This window comes from Streptomyces sp. NPDC052301 (genome assembly GCF_044593395.1).
Classification (GTDB): Bacteria; Actinomycetota; Actinomycetes; order Streptomycetales; family Streptomycetaceae; genus Streptomyces.
Map to the genome: position 1 here is coordinate 1 of NZ_JBIUBE010000010.1, position 20,097 is coordinate 20,097.

Consider the following 20,097-nt stretch of genomic DNA (forward strand, 5'->3'; position numbering starts at 1 on the left):
CCCCGAAGGGCTTCATCGTTCGACTTGCATGTGTTAAGCACGCCGCCAGCGTTCGTCCTGAGCCAGGATCAAACTCTCCGTGAATGTTTACCGGTAATCCGGTGCACACACACGAGAGCGGAACCAAGAGGAGGAATAGTCCTCTCGGTTCACAGCGTCCTCGCTGTGTTTTTCAAAGGAACCTCGTCACGGTCGTGATGACCGTAGACGGGGTATCAACATATCTGGCGTTGATTTTTGGCACGCTGTTGAGTTCTCAAGGAACGGTCGCTTCCTTTGTACTCACCCTCTCGGGCTTTCCTCCGGGCTTCCCTTCGGTGTTTCCGACTCTATCAGATCTTTTCTCGATCCGATTTCCTCGGTGCTTTCCAGGTTACCGCTCTCGCGGCTTCCTTTCCGGCGGTTCCGACTTTATCAGAAGTTCTGAGTCGGTTTTCCCGCCCCGTCCGGGCACATGTGTCCAGCGCGTGAAGTGCTGGGGTTCCCGGTTGGGCGGAGCCGTAAACGTACTGGAGCGGGGCGCCCCGATGCAAATCGAGGTGCCCCGCTCGGGTCACAACCCGACGGGTCGTCAGACCTCCACGACCACCGGCAGGATCATCGGCCTGCGGCGATAGGTGTCCGAGACCCACTTGCCGAGGGTGCGGCGGATGAGCTGCTGGAGCTGGTGGGGCTCCACCACACCGTCCTGCGCGGAGCGCTCCAGCGTTTCCGTGATCTTCGGGAGGACGTCGGCGAAGGCCGAGTCCTCGATGCCGGAGCCGCGGGCCTGGACGTGCGGGCCGCCGGTGATCTTGCCGGTGGAGGAGTCCACCACCACGAAGACCGAGATGATGCCCTCGTCGCCGAGGATCTTGCGGTCCTTGAGGGCCGGCTCGCCGACGTCACCGACGGAGAGGCCGTCGACGTAGACGTAACCCGCCTGGACCTTGCCGGAGATCTTTGCCTTGCCCTCGACCAGGTCGACCGCCACGCCGTCCTCGGCGATGACGATCCGGTCGTGCGGGACACCCGTGAGGGCGCCCAGCTCGGCGTTGGCGCGCAGGTGGCGCCATTCGCCGTGGACAGGCATGAGGTTCTTCGGGCGGCAGATGTTGTAGAAGTACAGCAGCTCGCCCGCGGACGCGTGGCCGGAGACGTGCACCTTGGCGTTGCCCTTGTGGACGACGTTGGCGCCCCAGCGGGTCAGGCCGTTGATCACGCGGTAGACCGCGTTCTCGTTCCCGGGGATGAGGGAGGACGCGAGGATGACCGTGTCGCCGTCGACGATCCGGATCTGGTGGTCCCTGTTGGCCATCCTCGACAGCGCCGCCATCGGTTCGCCCTGGGAGCCCGTGCAGACCAGGACCACCTCGTGGTCGGGCAGGTCGTCCAGTGTCCTGACGTCGACCACCAGGCCCGGCGGGACCTTCAGGTAGCCGAGGTCGCGGGCGATGCCCATGTTGCGGACCATGGAGCGGCCGACGAAGGCGACCCGGCGGCCGTACTCGTGGGCGGCGTCCAGGATCTGCTGGATGCGGTGGACGTGGCTGGCGAAGCTCGCCACGATGATCCGCTTGCGGGCGCTTGCGAAGACCTGCCGCAGGACGTTGGAGATGTCGCGCTCGTGCGGGGTGAAGCCCGGGACCTCGGCGTTCGTGGAGTCGGAGAGGAGAAGGTCGATGCCCTCTTCGCTCAGCCGTGCGAAGGCGTGCAGGTCGGTGAGGCGGTTGTCCAGCGGGAGCTGGTCCATCTTGAAGTCGCCGGTGTGGACGACCATGCCGGCGGGGGTGCGGATGGCGACCGCGAGGGCGTCCGGGATGGAGTGGTTGACGGCGACGAACTCGCAGTCGAAGGGGCCGATGCGCTCGCGGTTGCCCTCGGCCACCTCGAGCGTGTACGGGCGGATCCGGTGCTCCTGGAGCTTGGCCTCGATCAGCGCGAGGGTCAGCTTGGAGCCGATCAGAGGGATGTCCGGCTTCTCGCGGAGCAGGAACGGGACGCCGCCGATGTGGTCCTCGTGGCCGTGCGTGAGGACGATGCCCTCGATGTCGTCGAGGCGGTCCCGGACGGACGAGAAGTCCGGCAGGATCAGGTCGATTCCGGGCTGCTCCTCCTCGGGGAAGAGCACTCCGCAGTCGACGATCAGCAGACGGCCGCCGTACTCGAAGACCGTCATGTTTCGGCCGATCTCACCGAGGCCGCCGAGCGGGGTGACCCGCAGACCCCCCTCGGGGAGCGGCGGAGGCGGGCCGAGTTCAGGATGCGGATGACTCAAAAGACTCTCCTCACCACGCGCGCCACGTACCGGTCGGGCACGTGGCGCGCATGACGTTCGTGCAGAAGCAGTTGTCGTTGTCGTGTGCAGGCACCGGTGGCCTGCATATGCGGTTGTTCTTCAGTTGTGAAGCAGGTGAGGCCCTGAGAGGCCGGGTGGTGCGAAGTCTGTTGCTAGAGCTGTACCCCGCCTGCGGCAAGATCGATCTTGAGCTGGGCGATCTCCTCGGGCGAGCACTCGACCATGGGCGAGCGCAGCGGGCCGGCGGGAAGACCCTGCAGGGCGAGGGCGGCCTTGGTGGTCATGACGCCCTGGGTGCGGAACATGCCGGTGTAGACCGGGAGCAGCTTCTGATGGATCTCGGTGGCCTTGACGACGTCACCGGAGACGTGGGCGTCCACGAGGGCGCGCAGGTCGGGGGTGACCAGGTGGCCGACGACCGAGACGAAGCCGACCGCGCCCACGGAGAGCAGCGGGAGGTTCAGCATGTCGTCGCCGGAGTACCAGGCGAGGCCGGACTGGGCGATGGCCCAGCTGGCCCGGCCGAGGTCGCCCTTGGCGTCCTTGTTGGCGACGATGCGGGGGTGCTCGGCGAGCCGGACGAGGGTCTCGGTGTTGATCGGGACGCCACTGCGGCCGGGGATGTCGTAGAGCATGACCGGCAGGCCGGTGGCGTCGGCGACGGCCGTGAAGTGGCGGTACAGGCCCTCCTGCGGGGGCTTGTTGTAGTACGGCGTGACGACCAGGAGGCCGTGTGCGCCGATCCGCTCGGCCTCGCGGGCCAGCTCGATGCTGTGGTGGGTGTCGTTGGTTCCGACGCCTGCGACGACGTGGGCGCGGTCGCCGACGGCCTCCAGGACGGCTCGTACCAGGTCCGATTTCTCCGCGTCGCTGGTGGTGGGGGACTCGCCGGTGGTGCCGTTGATGATCAGGCCGTCGTTGCCTGCGTCCACCAGGTGGGCGGCGAGCCGCTGCGCGCCGTCGAGGTCGAGTGCGCCGTCCGCCGTGAAGGGCGTGACCATGGCGGTGAGGACCCGCCCGAAGGGGGTCTGCGGAGTCGAGGTCGGAGCCATGGGTAACACGCTACTCGGTGCTCCCTGCGTGGTCTGCCCTCGGGGGGTCGGGTAAGTCCGGACAAATGCGGAGCCCGGCACTGCCTGCTCGGGGGTTCAAGCAGTGCCGGGTCCGTTTGATCAGGCTAGATGAACTTCTCTAAATGCCGCAATACGGACACTTCACCAGGCTGACCCGTACATCCGTTCCGGGCGTGGGAACAGGGCTTCGTTACGGGGCCACCCGTCCGTTCGCGTTGAAGGCGGCGTACGTCAGCGGCATGAGCTTGGCCCATTCCGCCTCCATCTTCTCGCCGACCATCTCGATCTCCCGCTGCGGGAAGGACGGCACCTTGGCCAGCTCGTGCTGGGTGCGCAGGCCGAGGAAGTGCATCAAGGAGCGGGCGTTGCAGGTGGCGTACATCGAGGAGAAGAGCCCGACGGGCAGGGCCGCGCGGGCGACCTCGCGGGCGACTCCCTCGGCGAGCATCTTCTGGTAGGCGGCGTACGCCTGCTCGTACGACTCCCGCAGGGTGTCGCTGACCGCCTCGTGCTGGGCCGGGGTGCCCTCGACGAAGACGTACTTGCCGGGGCGGCCCTCCTGGACGAGCTTGCGGGAGGCGTCGGGGACGTAGAAGACGGGCTCGAGCTCCCGGTAGCGACCCGACTCCTCGTTGTACGACCAGCCGACCCGGTGCCGCATGAACTCGCGGAACACGAAGATCGGGGCGCTGACGAAGAAGGTCATCGAGTTGTGCTCGAACGGACTGCCGTGCCGGTCGCGCATCAGGTAGTTGATCAGGCCCTTGGAGCGCTCGGGGTCCTTCTTCAGCTCGTCCAGGGACTGCTCGCCGGCGGTCGAGACACGGGCGGCGAAGAGGACGTCGGCGTCCGAAGCGCTGGACTTCACCAGCTCGACGGTGACGTCGCTGCGGAACGTGAGCGACTCGGGGGTGGTCACGGGGGTTGGGGTCCTTCCCATCACTTCTTAGGTTCGCGCCCACCTTACGGGGCACCCGCCCCGGCCACGGCAGTGCATGGCCTCAAAAATCCCACCACGGATTTTTTCCGACATGGGCACCTTTTGTGTCACTCGAGCGTCTGTATCGGTGAGGCCTGCACGTTCGACCCCGACTCCCGAGAGGAGAGGCAACCGCGATGTTCCGTCGGCGCGAGCCCGTACCCTTCGCCTTCCTGGCAGAGGCTGACCGGTTCCGCAGCAATGTCACTCCCCCGCCCCGTCCGCGGGCGTCCTTCGGTGAGATAGCCGGGCGCTGGCTGCTGGGTCTCACCCTCGTCGCCGGGCTCGTGGGCGCTCTGATGCTCGGCATGCCGGCGCTGTCCACCCCGTCCGGTACGCCGGTGCAGCAGTCCCAGGCGTCCCAGGGGCACTGACCCGTCCCGCTGACCCTTCCGGACGCTCCAGGCTGGTGGGCGGGAACACGGCCGGATAGCCTCACCGGGCACAGCCCACGCGAGGACCGAGTGAGGACCAGCCGTGCCCCTGCCCTTCCTGACGGCCGACCGCACCTTCGAGGCGGCCTCCGAGAGCGCGCTGCCGTACGACGATCCCGACCGCTGGCGGCGGCCTTACCGCCCCGGTCCCTGGCGGGTGGCCATGGCCGCGCTGGGGTTGCTGCTGGCCTCGTTCGTGCTGTTCGGTGCGGTCCTCATCGCCCTGACCGGCTCGGTCTCCTCCGCCGGCGCGGTCCTGGGCGCGGGTCTGGCGCTCATCGCCGGTGCGCTGCGGTTGCTGCGCATGGGGGTGTGGGTGAGCGGGCGAGGACTGCGGCAGGTTCGCTTCCTGGTGACGCGGACGGTGCCCTGGGCTCGGGTGGCGTCCCTGCGGACGGTGCAGCAGCCGGTGCGGTGGGTGGGGTTGCCGCGGACGGTGCAGGGGCAGGCCCTGGTGCTCGTCCGCAAGGATCCGGGCGCCGGTGATGCGCCGCCGCTGCTGACCACGCACACGCTGGACTTCCTGGGGCGTCCGTCGGCCTTCGACCGGGCGGCGGACGTGGTGGAGGCGTGGGCGGCGGAGTGCGGGCGCGGCTGAGCCTTTGGCTCTCTCCGGCCACGCGGAAGCGGTGCCACGGAGCCGACCGAGCCGTCGACCCTGTGCCGTCGGCGGGTGTCAGGCCTGGACAGGCTTTCCGTCGTGCAGGGCGATGGCCCTCTGCATCGCCTTGCGGGCGCGTGGGGTGTCGCGGGCGTCGTGGTAGGCCACGGCCAGGCGGAACCAGCAGCGCCAGTCGTCGGGGGACGCCTCGGTCTCGGCCTTGCGCTTGGTGAACACCTCGTCGGCCGAGTCGCGGTCGATCCGGCCGCTCGGGAGACGCCGTAGCTCGTCCACGGGCAGGCCGCCCTCGGCGTCGAGTTCGGTGGCGAGGGCGTTGGCCCGGCGGACGAACTGGGTGTTCTTCCACAGGAACCACAGGCCGATGACCGGCAGGATCAGCACCGCCACCCCGAAGGTGACGGTGACGACCGTGCCGGACTGGATGAGCATCACGCCGCGGCTGCCGACCAGGACGAAGTAGAAGACGAGGACGGCGGCCGTGACGAGGTAGGTGATCTTCGCGCGCATGACGAGGGGGCTCAGCTCAGGTCGAGGAAGTGTTCCAGGCCGAAGGTCAGGCCCGGAGTGGTCACCACGCGGCGGGCGCCGAGCAGGATGCCCGGCATGAAGCTGCTGTGGTGCAGGGAGTCGTGGCGGACGGTGAGGGTCTCGCCCTCGCCGCCGAGCAGCACCTCCTGGTGAGCCAGGAGACCGCGCAGGCGGACGGCGTGGACCGGGATCCCGTCGACGTTCGCGCCGCGCGCCCCGTCCAGGGCCGTCACCGTGGCGTCCGGTGCCGGGGCGGTGCCGGCCGCCCGGCGGGCCTCGGCGATGAGCTGGGCCGTGCGCGTGGCGGTGCCGCTGGGCGCATCCACCTTGTTCGGGTGGTGCAGCTCGACGACCTCGACGGACTCGAAGTACGGCGCGGCGATCTGCGCGAACTTCATGGTCAGTACGGCCCCGATGGAGAAGTTCGGCGCGATGAGCACGCCGGTCTCCGGGGACTCGGCGAGCCAGCCCTTCAGCTGCGCGAGGCGCTCCTCGGTCCAGCCCGTCGTCCCGACGACCGCGTGGATGCCGTGGCGGACGCAGAAGTCCAGGTTGTCCATGACCGAGTCGGGTGTGGTCAGCTCGACGGCGACCTGGGCACCGGCCGCCGTCAGCGTCTCCAGCGTGTCGCCCCGGCCGAGGGCGGCGACCAGCTCCATGTCCTCGGCGGCCTCGACCGCCCGGACCGCCGCGGACCCGATCCGGCCCTTGGCACCGAGGACCGCCACGCGCAGCTTGCTCATCTTTTGTGCTTCCTTACCGAAGACGGAGGGGTTAGGCGACGGCGTCGTGCAGCCGCCCGGCCTGCTTGTCCTTCAGCGGGCCGATGACCGACAGCGACGGGCGCTGTCCCAGGATGTCGCGGGCGACCGAGCGGACCTCGTCCGGGGTGACCGCGGCTATCTTCGCCAGCAGGTCGTCGACGGACATCTGCTCGCCCCAGCACAGCTCGCTCTTGCCGATACGGTTCATCAGCGCGCCGGTGTCCTCCAGGCCGAGGACGGTGGAGCCCTGGAGCTGACCGATGGCGCGGCCGATCTCGTCGTCGGTCAGGCCGTTGGCCGCGACGTGGTCGAGTTCGTCCCGGCAGATCCTCAGCACGTCGTGCACCTGGCTCGGCCGGCAGCCGGCGTAGACGCCGAACAGGCCGCAGTCGGCGAAGCCCGAGGTGTACGAGTACACGCTGTAGGCGAGGCCCCGCTTCTCCCGGACCTCCTGGAAGAGGCGGGAGGACATGCCGCCGCCGAGGGCGGTGTTGAGCACGCCCATGGCCCAGCGGCGGTCGTCGGTGCGGGCGATGCCGGGCATGCCCAGCACCACGTGCGCCTGCTCGGTCTTGCGGCCGAGCAGCTCGACCTTGCCGGCGGTGCGGATCGTACGGCTGCCCTGGCGCGGGCCGATGGGCGTCACGTCCGAGCTCGTGAAGGCGCCCGCCTTCTCGAAGGCCGCGCGGACCTGTCGTACGACCTTGTTGTGGTCGATGTTGCCGGCGCAGGCGACCACGAGGTGGGTCGGGTCGTAGTGCTTCTTGTAGAAGCGGCGGATGCGGTCGGCGGTGAGGGCGTTGACCGTGTCGACCGTGCCGAGGACCGGGCGGCCGAGGGCGTTGCTGCCGAACATGGTGTGCGCGAAGAGGTCGTGCACACAGTCGCCCGGGTCGTCCTCGGTCATGGCGATCTCTTCGAGGATCGCGCCGCGCTCGACGTCGACGTCCTCCTCGAGGATCAGCGATCCGGTCAGCATGTCGCAGACGACGTCGATGGCGAGCGGCAGGTCGGTGTCGAGCACGCGTGCGTAGTAGCACGTGTACTCCTTGGCCGTGAAGGCGTTCATCTCGCCGCCGACGGCGTCGAGGGCGGCGGAGATGTCCAGCGCGCTGCGCCGGGAGGTGCCCTTGAAGAGCAGGTGCTCCAGGTAGTGCGTGGCGCCGTTCAGGGCCGGGGTCTCGTCGCGGGAGCCGACGTGCGCCCAGATGCCGAAGGTGGCGGAGCGGACCGAGGGCAGGGTCTCGGTGACGATGCGCAGGCCGCCCGGGAGGGTGGTCTTGCGGACCGTGCCGATGCCGTTCTGGCCCTTGATCAGGGTTTGGGTACGGGCGACGGCCCGCGCCTCCGAAGAGGGGCGGGCCGTCACCTTGGAGCTACGGGACGTCACTGCTCGGCGTCGTCCTTCGAGGTCTCGTCGGTGCCTTCCTCGCCCTCGATCACCGGAACGAGGGAGAGCTTGCCGCGGGAGTCGATCTCGGCGATCTCGACCTGGACCTTCTGGCCCACGCCGAGGACGTCCTCGACGTTCTCCACGCGCTTGCCGCCGGCGAGCTTGCGGATCTGCGAGATGTGCAGCAGACCGTCCTTGCCGGGCAGCAGGGAGACGAACGCACCGAAGGTGGTCGTCTTGACGACCGTGCCCAGGTAGCGCTCGCCGACCTCGGGCATCGTCGGGTTGGCGATGCCGTTGATCGTGGCGCGGGCGGCCTCGGCGGCCGGGCCGTCGGAGGCGCCGATGTAGATCGTGCCGTCGTCCTCGATCGTGATCTCGGCGCCGGTGTCCTCCTGGATCTGGTTGATCATCTTGCCCTTGGGGCCGATGACCTCACCGATCTTGTCGACCGGGATCTTGACGGTGATGATCCGCGGAGCGTTCGGGGACATCTCGTCCGGACGGTCGATGGCCTCCATCATCACGTCGAGGATGTGCAGGCGGGCGTCGCGGGCCTGCTTGAGGGCCGCGGCCAGGACGGAGGCCGGGATGCCGTCCAGCTTGGTGTCGAGCTGGAGGGCGGTCACGAACTCCTTGGTGCCGGCGACCTTGAAGTCCATGTCGCCGAAGGCGTCCTCGGCACCGAGGATGTCGGTGAGGGTGACGTAGTGCGTCTCGCCCTCGATCTCCTGGGAGATGAGGCCCATGGCGATACCGGCGACGGGGGCCTTCAGCGGCACACCGGCGTTCAGCAGCGACATGGTGGAGGCGCACACCGAGCCCATGGACGTCGAGCCGTTGGAGCTCAGCGCCTCGGAGACCTGGCGGATCGCGTAGGGGAACTCCTCGCGCGTCGGCAGGACCGGCACGAGGGCGCGCTCGGCGAGGGCGCCGTGGCCGATCTCGCGGCGCTTCGGGGAGCCGACGCGGCCGGTCTCACCGGTGGAGTACGGCGGGAAGTTGTAGTTGTGCATGTAGCGCTTGCGGGTCACCGGGGAGAGGGTGTCCAGCTGCTGCTCCATGCGGAGCATGTTGAGGGTGGTGACGCCCAGGATCTGGGTCTCGCCACGCTCGAACACCGCGGAGCCGTGCACGCGCGGGATGGCCTCGACCTCGGCGGCCAGGGTGCGGATGTCGGTGACACCGCGGCCGTCGATGCGCTTCTTCTCCTTGATGACGCGCTCACGGACCAGGGTCTTGGTCAGCGAGCGGTACGCGGCGGAGATCTCCTTCTCGCGGCCCTCGAACTCCGGGAGCAGCTTCTCGGCGGCCAGACCCTTGACGCGGTCCAGCTCGGCCTCGCGCTCCTGCTTGCCGGCGATGGTGAGCGCCTGGGCGAGCTCGGGCTTGACGGCGGCGGTCAAGGCCTCGAGGACGTCGTCCTGGTAGTCCAGGAAGATCGGGAACTCGCCGACCGGCTTGGCGGCCTTGGCGGCGAGGTCGGACTGGGCGCGGCAGAGCACCTTGATGAAGGGCTTCGCGGCCTCCAGACCGGCGGCGACGACCTCCTCGGTCGGCGCCTCGGAACCGCCCTCGACCAGCTTGATGGTCTTCTCGGTGGCCTCGGCCTCGACCATCATGATCGCGACGTCGCCGTCCTCCAGGACGCGGCCCGCGACGACCATGTCGAAGACGGCGTCCTCGAGCTCGGTGTGCGTCGGGAAGGCGACCCACTGGCCGCGGATCAGCGCGACGCGGACGCCGCCGATCGGGCCGGAGAAGGGCAGGCCGGCCAGCTGCGTGGACGCGGACGCGGCGTTGATCGCCACGACGTCGTACAGGTGGTCGGGGTTGAGCGCCATGACCGTGCAGACGACCTGGATCTCGTTGCGCAGGCCCTTCTTGAAGGACGGGCGCAGCGGGCGGTCGATCAGACGGCAGGTGAGGATGGCGTCCTCGGAGGGACGGCCCTCGCGGCGGAAGAAGCTGCCGGGGATCTTGCCGGCGGCGTACATCCGCTCCTCGACGTCCACCGTGAGGGGGAAGAAGTCGAGCTGGTCCTTGGGGTTCTTGGAGGCGGTGGTGGCCGACAGCACCATGGTGTCGTCGTCCAGGTACGCCACGGCGGAGCCGGCGGCCTGCTTGGCCAGGCGGCCCGTCTCGAAGCGGATGGTTCGGGTACCGAAGGCGCCATTGTCGATGACTGCCTCGGCGTAGTGGGTCTCGTTCTCCACTAGCGTTTTCTCCGTTACGTATCGTCTTTCGTCCCTTGGCTGCCCGTGTGGCAGGGGGACTGCGGCGGAGAAGCGCGCCGTCTGGTGCGGGCCGGTCTTCGATCGAAGCACCCGGGGCTCGCTTCCCCCCGGGGGCCACTACCGAGGACCGGCGGCGGCGAGGTGCGCTTCTCCTCGTTCTGTCCTGCGTTCTGTTCTGCGTTGCGTGTCGTGCGTACTGCGATGTGCTACCACACTACAAAGCGCGTGTGACACTGCGCACGTTTCCGCACGTACGACGAAGGGAGCGGTCCCCGAGTGCTACGGGGAACCGCTCCCTTCACGGCGTCTTACTTGGCGCCCGCCGCACCGCGGCGGATGCCGAGGCGGTCGACCAGCGCACGGAAGCGCTGGATGTCCTTCTTCGCCAGGTACTGCAGCAGCCGGCGGCGCTGACCGACGAGGATCAGCAGGCCACGGCGGGAGTGGTGGTCGTGCTTGTGGGTCTTGAGGTGCTCCGTCAGGTCGGAGATCCGACGGGAGAGCAGAGCGACCTGGACCTCGGGGGAGCCGGTGTCACCCTCCTTGGTACCGAACTCGCCGATGATCTGCTTCTTCGTAGCGGCGTCGAGCGACACGCGTACTCCTCATTAGTCTGTCGAGTGCCACCGAGTGCCCCCGGTCTACGTCTCGGGGGAGCTTCCGTTACTCGGGAGGCGGGGATCCGCTGGGCGCGGCCTCCAGGGCGCTGGGCTCCGGGGGCGCGTACACAAACGGCCGTCAGCCAGGGTACCAGGAGGTGGCCGGCTTCTTTCCCCCGGTTCTCGAACCACCCGGGCGGGCCGTCACCGGCCACTAGGGTGAGCGCCGGCACCCGTACGCACCCCGGGAAGGGATCGCTGCAACGATGACGGAGACGGAAGCGGAGATCAAGGCGCGCAAGGAGCGGGAGCGGGACGAACTGTACGCGCTCGACATCTCGGGCGTCGCGTGGCACTGCGCGCCGGGTACGGAGGAGCACGAGGAGCGCGTCGAGATCGCGTACCTCCCCGCCGGGGCGGTGGCCATGCGTTCCTCGCTGGACCCCGCGACCGTGCTGCGCTACACCGAGGCGGAGTGGCGGGCGTTCGTGCTGGGGGCGCGGGACGGGGAGTTCGATCTGGAGCCGATGCCGCACAACGGGGGGCCGGCCGCGCAGTGAGCGGCGCGCACGGACGACGGCCGGGCCCCGGCTCCTGATGAGGAGCCGGGGCCCGGTGCCGTACCGCGGGGTGTGTGTCGCCGTGCCGTACCGCAGGGGCCAGTGCCCCGGTGCCGTGGTACGTGACGGGTTATTTGCTGGTCATCGCCCGCGCGGCCGCGTACACGTCGAAGACCGCCAGGGTGAGCGGGATCAGGGTCAGCAGGACGAAGCCCTCGCAGATCTCCAGGAAGCGGCCCCAGAACGGGGTGAGCCCGCCGCGCGAGAGGACCAGGCCGAGCGTCGTGACCAGGGCGGTGGCCGCGGCGATGACCGCGATCAGCCAGATGGTGCGGATGTCGAGGTCGGTGCGGTTGCCGGCGAGCGCCTCGAGCATCACGTGCCGCGGCGGGTTGAGGGCGAGACCGAGGCCGAGCAGGACCAGGGCGCCGAGGCCCGCGGCCAGGACGGGGGCGACCTGGGCGGTGTAGCGGAAGAGGCCGGCGCGCATGAGCATCGCGACGCCGGTGGCGAGCGCGAGCAGCTGGGCCCAGATGTCGTCGGAGAAGCCCAGGACGGACGAGGCGCCGACGGCGAGCAGCGCGCAGCCGCCGACCAGGCCGACGAGAAGTTCGTGGCCGCGCCGGGCCTGGGCCTCGATGCGCTCGGTGTCCACGGGCTCCGGCGCGGCGGACTCGGTGCCGTAGGCGGATCGGGGGGTGCCGCTGCTCGGGTTCTCGAAGCCGATCGGGAGCCGGGCGAAGCGCATGGACATGCCGGGCAGGAAGGCGAGGGCACCCACGGCGACGGGCGCGCACAGGCCGGCCATCTCGGTCGCGGACCAGTGGGTGAGGGTCGCGACGAACACCACGACGAGGGCGACCGCCGAGGCGAACACGAAGGACACGAACGGGCCGTCGCCGTGCGGGGAGCACAGGGCGAGGACGAGGGCGGCGACGAGGACGGCCGCGCACGCCAGCAGGAACTGCAGTCTGCCGATGCCCTCGCCGTGGGTGAGCGGCAGCAGTCCACTGCCGGCGACGCCGATGTTGGGCAGCGCACCGAGGCCGAGGGCGACGGCCGAGCCGCGGTCGTCATAGACACGGGCGCGGACCGCGGAGAGCACGACGAGCAGGATGCCGGTGACGGCGGCGAGGATGCCGGCCAGTCCGTTCATGTCGTGGCGCGGGTCGGCGGTCCAGGCGACGAAGGCGAGGAGTGCCGGCAGCACTCCGCCGCCGACGAGGCCCGCGGCCCGGGTCAGTTCGCCGCTCCACAGCTTGTGCTGCTTGGTGACGGCGGTGGCGACGGCCTCGGCGACGTCGTCGAAGACGGCCGGCGGCAGCGACTCCGCGAACGGACGCAGCGTGAGGAGTTCGCCGTCGAGAATGCGCTGGGCGGCGAAGGAGCGGGCGCTGTCCAGCACGGTGCCGTCGGTACGGACGAGGTGGTACCCGACCGGGGCGCCCGTCTCGGGGCTCTGCTGGGACAGCCGGAGGATCTCCGGGTAGAGGTCGGCGACCGGGACGTCGTCGGGCAGCGCCACGTCGATGCGGCTGTCCGGTGCGACGATGGTGACCCGGCAGAAGCCGAGTCCGGTGCCGGACGCGGAAGGGGCTCCCGTCCCGGGTCCGCCGGTGGCGGCGGCCGTCATGCTCACCTGCTGCTCCCCCTCAGTGGTGGTGGTGCGTCTACTTCGTGAAGGTCTCGTGCCGGTTCGCCGCGTGCGCGGCGGCACGGGCGCCACGTGGCCGGATTCCTGGGGCGCACCCCTCCGAATTCGGGCGGGGTGTCCTGGTTTTTCCGGCCTGCTGGGCATGTGCTCACGCGAACACCCGGCACCCTACCGCTCACCCGTGTCGGGTGAACTCAGTAGGATCACGCGGCGGCCTGCGCCCGCCGGACACGGGGCGGTGGGCGGAAAGCCTGGGTCGGGCAAGGGAATTGGTGAGCGGTGAGCCAGATTGTCGTCAAGCGCCCTCCGAGGGCGCTGCCGTCCGAAGTGCCCACACAAGAGGTCGTTGTCGAGGCACCGCCCGAACTGCCGCGGGGGCATCAGGAGAGCGTGCTGATGCAGCTCCTGCCCACGCTGGGCATGGGCGGCTCGGTGGTGTTCTTCTTCACGAACGGTCAGCCGTTCATGAAGATCATGGGCATGATCATGATCGCCTCGACGGTGGGCATGTCCATCGCGATGGTGGTCCGTTTCCGCCGGGGCTCGCAGGGCCAACTGGCCGACATGCGCCGCGACTACCTCAGCTATCTGTCGCAGACGCGCAAGGCGGCCGTGGACACGGCCCGCACGCAGCGGGACGCGCAGTACTACCTGCACCCCGCCCCCGAGCAGCTGTGGGCGCTCGTCGCCGAGGGCAGCCGGGTGTGGGAACGGCGGCCGGGCGACGAGGACTTCGCGCACGTGCGCGTCGGCCTGGGCCCGCAGCCGCTGGCGACCCCGCTGGTCGCCCCGGAGACGGGGCCGGTTGAGCAACTGGAACCGCTGACCGCGGGCGCGATGCAGCGATTCGTCGCCTCGCACAACACCGTCGGCGATCTGCCGATGGCGGTGTCGCTGCGCGCCTTCTACCACGTCACGGTCAGCGGTGAGCCGCAGTCCGTACGGTCCTCCGCCCGCGCCCTCGTCGGCTCGCTGGCCTCGCTGCACTCCCCCGAGGACCTGGTCATCGCGGTGGCCGCGGGCCGGGAGGCGCTGCCGCACTGGGACTGGGCGAAGTGGCTGCCGCACGTACAGGCGTCCGGTGACATGGACGGCGCGGGCAGCCGCCGGCTGATCGGCACCGACCCGCGCGAGCTGGAGGACCTGCTGTCCGTCCGGCTGACCGGCCGCCCGCGCTTCCACCCGGGTGGCGCGCCGGTACTGGACGCACCGCACATCGTGCTCGTCCTGGACGACATCTCCCTGCTGCCGGACTCGGTGCTCGCCAACCCCGAGGGCCTGCAGGGCGTCACCGTCGTCGAGGTCGTGCCCGGCGAGCTCACGACGAGCGCCGGCGACCTGTCCGTCGTCGTACAACCGCGCCTGCTGCGCCTGGAGTCCGGACACGGCGAGGTCTACGAGGGCACCCCGGACGTCCTGTCGTACGAGTCCGCCGAGGCGCTGGCCCGGCAGCTGGCGCCGCTGCGCATGGCGTCCGGCGGCGACGACGACGAACCGCTGCTGGCAAACCTGGAGTTCACCGACCTCCTCGGTCTCGGTGACGCGGCCTCGGTCGACACCAAGCGGACCTGGCGCCCGCGCGCGCTCGCCGAACGGCTGCGGGTACCGATCGGTCTCGGCGAGGACGGCCGGCCCGTGATGCTGGACCTGAAGGAGGCCGCGCAGGAGGGCATGGGCCCGCACGGCCTGTGCGTCGGCGCCACCGGTTCCGGCAAGTCGGAACTGCTGCGCACCCTGGTGCTGGGCCTCGCGGTCACGCACTCCTCGGAGACCCTGAACTTCGTCCTCGCGGACTTCAAGGGCGGCGCGACCTTCGCCGGCATGGCGCAGATGCCGCACGTGGCGGCGGTCATCACCAACCTCGCCGACGACCTCACCCTGGTCGACCGCATGGGCGACTCGATCCGCGGTGAACTCAACCGCCGCCAGGAACTGCTGCGCGACGCGGGCAACTACGCCAACATCCACGACTACGAGAAGGCGCGCGCGGCCGGCGCCCCGCTCCAGCCGATCCCCTCCCTCGTCCTGGTGATCGACGAGTTCAGCGAGCTGCTGACCGCGAAGCCGGACTTCATCGAGATGTTCGTGCAGATCGGCCGTATCGGCCGTTCGCTGGGCGTGCACCTCCTGCTGGCCTCGCAGCGCCTGGAGGAGGGCCGGCTGCGCGGCCTGGAGACGTATCTGTCGTACCGCATCGGTCTGCGGACCTTCTCGGCGGCGGAGTCCCGCGCGGCCCTCGGTGTCCCGGACGCCTACGAGCTGCCGAACGTCCCCGGCTCCGGCTTCCTGAAGTACGGCACCGACGAGATGGTCCGCTTCAAGGCGGCGTACGTCTCCGGCGTCTACCGCACGGGCGGCCCGCGCACGGCCCTGACCGGCGGCAAGCTGCCGGTGGACAGGTGCCCGGTGCTGTTCACGGCCACCGAGGTGCCGGTGCGGTACGCGGCCATCCCGCAGCAGCGCACAGAGTCGGCCCCCGAGGTCGACGAGGCGCTGGCCGACACCGTCCTCGACGTGATCGTGCGCCGGCTGGAGGCGCAGGGTCCCGCGGCGCACCAGGTGTGGCTGCCGCCGCTGGAGAGCCCGCCGTCGCTGGACGCGCTGCTGCCCGGCCTCGCGGCGGTGCAGGGCCGCGGCCTGACTCAGCCGAACTACGAGGGCGCCGGCCGCCTGATCGTCCCGGCCGGCCTGGTCGACAAGCCGTACGAGCAGCGCCGTGACCGCCTGATGCTCGACTTCTCGGGCGCGGCGGGCCACATGCAGATCATCGGCGGCCCCCAGTCCGGCAAGTCGACGCTGCTGCGGTCGCTGATCTGTTCCTTCGCCCTCACCCACACCCCGCACGAGGTGCAGTTCTACGGGCTGGACTTCGGTGGCGGCGGTATGGCGGCGGTGGACGGCCTGCCGCACGTCGGTGGCATCGCCTCCCGCCTCGACCCCGAACGCGTCCGCCGCACGGTCTCCGAGGTGTACGGCGTCCTGACCCGCCGCGAGGAGTACTTCCGCACGGCCGGCATCGCCTCGATCGCCGACTTCCGCACCCGCCGCGCCCGCGGCGACATCTCGGTGACGGACCAGCCGTGGGGCGACGTCTTCCTCGTCATCGACGGCTGGGGCAACTTCCGTACGGACTACGAGGCCCTGGAACCGGCGGTCCTGGACATCGCCGCACGCGGCCTCGGCTACGGCATCCACGTGATCATCACGGCGTCGCGCTCGATGGAGGTCCGTGCCAACCTCAAGGACCACCTCATGAACCGTCTCGAGCTGCGCCTCGGCGACGTCATGGACTCCGAGATCGACCGCAGGGTGGCGGCGAACGTCCCCGCGGGCGTCCCGGGCCGCGGCCTGTCCCCGCAGAAGCTGCACTTCATGGCGGCGGTCCCGCGCATCGACGGCCTCACGTCCGACACCGACCTGGCCGAGGCCACGGCGGCGCTCACCACCGAGGTCGGCCGCCACTGGCAGGCACCGGGTGCCCCGAAGGTCCGCCTGCTGCCGCGCCAGCTGGAGGCCGTGCAACTCCCGCCGGGCGACCGCTTCCCGCAGCGGGGCATCGCCTTCGCGCTGGACGAGGAGGCCCTGGAGCCGGTGTTCCTGGACTTCGACCAGGACCCGTTCTTCCTCATCTTCGGCGAGAGCGAGTCCGGCAAGTCCAACCTGCTGCGACTGCTCATCAAGCAGCTGACGCTGCGCTACAGCGGCGACGAGGCGAAGTTCTTCGTCGTCGACAACCGGCGCTCGCTGCTGGACATCACGCCCGCCGGCCACTTGGCGGAGTACATCCCGATGTCCAGCCAGATGGACCACCACATGACGGCCCTGGCCGACCTCATGCAGCGCCGCACCCCCACGGCCGACGTCACCCCGCAGCAGCTGCGGGACCGGAGCTGGTGGCGGGGTCCGCAGGTCTACGTCGTCATCGACGACTACGACCTCGTCTCCACGTCCAGCGGCAACCCGCTCAGCGGCCTGACGGAGATGCTGCCGTTCGCCCGCGACGTCGGCGTCCGCTTCATCATCGCCCGCTCCTCGGCGGGCGCGGGCCGCGCCTCCTACGAGCCGTTCATGCAACGCATGAAGGAACTCGGCGCCCAGGGAATCGTCCTGGCGGGCGACCCGGCGGAGGGTGACATCCTGAACGGGGTCCGGCCCCGGCCTATGCCGGCGGGACGAGGCATCTTCGTCTCCCGGAAGCGGGGGAAGCCGTTGGTTCAGACGGGGTTGGTGGATGTGGAGTACTGAGGTACGTCTTTCCAGTATTGACGAAACTCCCGTCCGCGGACGGGGCACGGGGAAAACGGGGAGGGACCGCGCATGGCCTGGGACGAGTGGGAGCAGTTGAAATCAGAGGCCGCAAAGGGCCCGTCGGCACACATGCAGTTGAACCAGCTGGCCCCGGCAGGCGGCGGGGGCGGTGAGAGCACGCGCGGTGACCTCACCGTGCACCAGACGGACCTGGCCGCGATCGGGTCTGCGGCGCATGACCTGTTCCAGGAATTCGGCCGGTACAGCGATCACGCACGGATCGCCTCCATGAAGGCAGCCGGAGGGCTGAAGAGCCAGGGCTTCGCTCTGGGCTCCGCCCTCGACCATGTCGCCGAGCACTGGGTCGACCAGGTGCAGACCCTTCTCGACGCCTGCGCTCACATCTCCAACCACATGCGCTACACCAAGAACCAGCACGCGGCCGACGATTCCTACATCGGCGGAACCCTCAGCAGCATCTCCCAGCTCGACAAGGGCTTCGACGAGCGGAAGGACGGCTGACGACGGTGGATCTCGACGCACTGCGCCACGGCAACTTCTCGCAGCTCGGTGAGGCCATCACCGACTGGGAGGAGATGACCAAGAAACTGGCGACCCTGAAAGAGGACGCGCAGAAGAACCTCAAGGGCAAGGCGGACAGGGCGAGCTGGAACGGCGTCAACGCCCAGGTGAGCCGCGAGTTCATCGACAAGACCGCCCAGGAGTTCGCGGACGCGCACACCCAGGCGGACACGATCACCAACATCCTCAAGGACACGCGCGGCGAACTTGTCGGCTATCACACCCAGTTGACCGAAGCCATCTCGCGCGGCGACAAGAAGAACCTCACCGTCATCGACACCGGCCACGGCACGTTCTCCGTCACCGGGAACACACGCCCGGACTGGGCCTCCGACCCCAGCGGCAAGACGAGCGCCACCAACCAGCAGGACGTGGACGACCTGCGGGACGAGATCCAGCGCATCCTCAGCAAGGCCACCGAGAGCGACAACAGTGCCGCCAAGGTGCTCAGGCTCCTCGTCGACCAGACCAAGTACGGCTTCTCCGACGCCGCCTATAAGGACCGCGACACCGCCGCCGACGCCGTCGAGGCCGCGGACAAGCTGGCGAAGATGGCCAAGCACCCGGACAAGATGTCCGCCAAGGACATTGCAGAATTCAACCGGTACCTGGAGAAGTACCACAACGATCCGCTGTTTTCCGAGCGATTCGCCGAGGGTCTGGGCGGCAAGGGAACGATCCAGTTCTGGACGGACATGGTGGACGCCCACGCCGGCGCCCGGGGTTCGGAACTCAAGAGCATGGAGGAGTTGCAGAAGAACCTGAGTATGACGCTGGCAACGGCATCGTTCTCCGATTCGGACGCCATGAAGGCCTGGAAGTCGGATCTCCTCAAGGAGATGAACACAAGCTTCCATCCCGATTCCAAGGTTCCGTCCCAGCTGAATCCCGTCGGCGCGCTCGGATCTCAGGTGATCAGCAGCCTGATGCGGCAGGGGGAGTTCGACACCGAGTTCCTCGACGACTACCGGACCAGGCTGTTCAAGCAGGACAGGGGTGCGGGCGACTCCGACACCGACGCGCTCTGGGTGAAGGGCTACGACCACATCGACCTGGTCTTCGGCAGCGGGAACGGACGCGACCCGCTGGACGGGCTCTTCGACGCCCTCTCCCACAACCCCGAGGCCGCCACGCACGCCTTCGAGTCGAAGGCGGACCTGGACCACATGCTGAACACGACGCGCTACACGGATCGAGGCGCATCCCTGGGGCATGCCTTGGAAGCGGCCGTGACCGGACTCGGGGCCGGGGAACTGAACTCGACTCCTCCGCACAGCAGCACCCAAGTCAAGATCATGGCCAACATCATGGCGGCAGTTGCCGACCCGGACAACGGCGGAAGTCTCGTGACCAAGGCCATGGGCGCGAGCTTCGGACACATGGCTGCGGCTTACATGCCCGAAATAAGCCGCGAGCTGGGTGGACCCAACTCGGAGAAGGTCTTCCTCACGACCAGCGACAGCCCGGCCGGCCTTGACAAAACCGACGTGGTTCGATTTTTGACGCAGGTATCGAACGACGCTGGCGGCCGAGCCGCGATCCGCTATGGCGAGAGCATCTACACGGACAGCCTCCTGGAGGCCCATATGGCCGATCCTTCACTGTTCCATGGAAGCCAGACGCAAGTCATTCATGACATTGCATACAATTCCGGGATGATTGAAGGAATCGTGGGCCGTGCGGTTGCCGATTCCGACGTCGCCTCTTCTGTCGAAATGGAGAAGCAGGAAAACGACGCAATGGCTCAGCAAGGAGAGTTCTTCAAAGCGGTCCTCGCGGGAGGCGTTGGCATGGGAGCTGTGGCACTGTGCCCGGAGGGCAAGTTCGCAGAAATGGGCGCCGGAGCAGGGGGCGGCTTCTTCGGTCAGGTCGCGAGTATCGCAGTTGACGCCATGTACGACGGAAAACAGCAGGAGGGCGCACTGGACTCCTCGCTGTACCGAACCGGCAAAGACCTCAACGCGATGCAGGATTCAGTCAATCAGCAGGCACAATGGGCGGTGCAAGAGGCCATGAAAAAGCACCACTCTACCCTCCCAGCGGATGGCACTCTTGATCTGGTGCGCAATGCCGCTAACGACGGCTGGCGTGACAGTGACGGCATCATGGAAGACGTCGAGAAGCGCCCCAGCGCCTGATCTGAAAG

General features: G+C 69.0%; 15 protein-coding genes and 1 rRNA gene. 6 read left to right on the forward strand and 10 right to left on the reverse strand.

The window, feature by feature from the left end; all coding sequences use genetic code 11:
- From ACIHEJ_RS26695 to thyX, 4 genes are all read right to left on the reverse strand, one after another.
- Positions 1 to 84: ribosomal RNA gene (locus ACIHEJ_RS26695) — 16S ribosomal RNA — on the reverse strand; the annotation flags it as partial.
- Positions 85 to 571: 487 nt separating this feature from the next.
- Positions 572 to 2,257 carry a ribonuclease J gene (locus ACIHEJ_RS26700; RefSeq protein WP_400139173.1) on the reverse strand — a complete coding sequence of 562 codons (1,686 nt, stop codon included), beginning with the start codon at positions 2,255 to 2,257 and terminating at the stop codon, positions 572 to 574.
- A gap of 173 nt (positions 2,258 to 2,430) precedes the next feature.
- Entirely contained in the window at positions 2,431 to 3,330 is a 900-nt protein-coding gene (dapA, locus tag ACIHEJ_RS26705; RefSeq protein WP_400139174.1) for a 4-hydroxy-tetrahydrodipicolinate synthase, read from the reverse strand.
- A gap of 211 nt (positions 3,331 to 3,541) precedes the next feature.
- Positions 3,542 to 4,291 carry an FAD-dependent thymidylate synthase gene (thyX, locus tag ACIHEJ_RS26710; RefSeq protein ID WP_400139175.1) on the reverse strand — a complete coding sequence of 250 codons (750 nt, stop codon included), beginning with the start codon at positions 4,289 to 4,291 and terminating at the stop codon, positions 3,542 to 3,544.
- 176 nt (positions 4,292 to 4,467) lie between these two features.
- Here thyX and ACIHEJ_RS26715 point away from each other — a divergent pair, with 176 nt between their 5' ends.
- Both ACIHEJ_RS26715 and ACIHEJ_RS26720 read left to right on the forward strand, forming a co-directional pair.
- On the forward strand, positions 4,468 to 4,704 hold the full coding sequence (locus tag ACIHEJ_RS26715; RefSeq protein ID WP_400139176.1) for a hypothetical protein: 237 nt from the start codon (positions 4,468 to 4,470) through the stop codon (positions 4,702 to 4,704).
- 103 nt (positions 4,705 to 4,807) lie between these two features.
- Positions 4,808 to 5,362: a hypothetical protein gene (locus tag ACIHEJ_RS26720; protein ID WP_400139177.1), complete on the forward strand. Its 555-nt coding sequence runs from the start codon at positions 4,808 to 4,810 to the stop codon at positions 5,360 to 5,362.
- Between the two features lie 78 nt (positions 5,363 to 5,440).
- Here the strand turns inward: ACIHEJ_RS26720 and ACIHEJ_RS26725 are convergent, their stop codons facing one another.
- From ACIHEJ_RS26725 to rpsO, 5 genes are all read right to left on the reverse strand, one after another.
- Positions 5,441 to 5,893, reverse strand: coding sequence for a tetratricopeptide repeat protein (locus ACIHEJ_RS26725; protein ID WP_366015677.1), 453 nt, complete (start codon positions 5,891 to 5,893; stop codon positions 5,441 to 5,443).
- A gap of 11 nt (positions 5,894 to 5,904) precedes the next feature.
- Positions 5,905 to 6,657, reverse strand: coding sequence for a 4-hydroxy-tetrahydrodipicolinate reductase (gene dapB, locus ACIHEJ_RS26730; protein ID WP_400139178.1), 753 nt, complete (start codon positions 6,655 to 6,657; stop codon positions 5,905 to 5,907).
- 31 nt (positions 6,658 to 6,688) lie between these two features.
- Complete coding sequence (locus tag ACIHEJ_RS26735; RefSeq protein WP_400139179.1) at positions 6,689 to 8,068, reverse strand: M16 family metallopeptidase; 1,380 nt, start codon at positions 8,066 to 8,068, stop codon at positions 6,689 to 6,691.
- On the reverse strand, positions 8,065 to 10,287 hold the full coding sequence (locus ACIHEJ_RS26740) for a polyribonucleotide nucleotidyltransferase (RefSeq protein ID WP_400139180.1): 2,223 nt from the start codon (positions 10,285 to 10,287) through the stop codon (positions 8,065 to 8,067). The genes ACIHEJ_RS26735 and ACIHEJ_RS26740 overlap by 4 nt, the downstream gene beginning before the upstream one ends.
- Positions 10,288 to 10,616: 329 nt before the next feature.
- Positions 10,617 to 10,904: a 30S ribosomal protein S15 gene (gene rpsO / locus ACIHEJ_RS26745; protein WP_030177470.1), complete on the reverse strand. Its 288-nt coding sequence runs from the start codon at positions 10,902 to 10,904 to the stop codon at positions 10,617 to 10,619.
- Between the two features lie 269 nt (positions 10,905 to 11,173).
- Here rpsO and ACIHEJ_RS26750 point away from each other — a divergent pair, with 269 nt between their 5' ends.
- Positions 11,174 to 11,467, forward strand: coding sequence for a DUF397 domain-containing protein (locus ACIHEJ_RS26750; RefSeq protein WP_400139181.1), 294 nt, complete (start codon positions 11,174 to 11,176; stop codon positions 11,465 to 11,467).
- Between the two features lie 130 nt (positions 11,468 to 11,597).
- Here ACIHEJ_RS26750 and eccD read toward each other — a convergent pair whose 3' ends face one another.
- Complete coding sequence (gene eccD / locus ACIHEJ_RS26755) at positions 11,598 to 13,100, reverse strand: type VII secretion integral membrane protein EccD (RefSeq protein ID WP_400139516.1); 1,503 nt, start codon at positions 13,098 to 13,100, stop codon at positions 11,598 to 11,600.
- A 300-nt stretch (positions 13,101 to 13,400) separates the two neighbouring features.
- Between eccD and eccCa the strand changes: the two genes are divergently transcribed.
- The 3 genes from eccCa to ACIHEJ_RS26770 all read left to right on the forward strand — a co-directional run bounded on the left by eccCa (position 13,401) and on the right by ACIHEJ_RS26770 (position 20,089).
- Positions 13,401 to 17,366: a type VII secretion protein EccCa gene (eccCa, locus tag ACIHEJ_RS26760; protein ID WP_400139182.1), complete on the forward strand. Its 3,966-nt coding sequence runs from the start codon at positions 13,401 to 13,403 to the stop codon at positions 17,364 to 17,366.
- Between the two features lie 72 nt (positions 17,367 to 17,438).
- Positions 17,439 to 17,891 carry a hypothetical protein gene (locus ACIHEJ_RS26765; protein ID WP_400139183.1) on the forward strand — a complete coding sequence of 151 codons (453 nt, stop codon included), beginning with the start codon at positions 17,439 to 17,441 and terminating at the stop codon, positions 17,889 to 17,891.
- Between the two features lie 5 nt (positions 17,892 to 17,896).
- Complete coding sequence (locus ACIHEJ_RS26770) at positions 17,897 to 20,089, forward strand: hypothetical protein (protein ID WP_400139184.1); 2,193 nt, start codon at positions 17,897 to 17,899, stop codon at positions 20,087 to 20,089.
- Positions 20,090 to 20,097 lie beyond the last annotated feature (8 nt).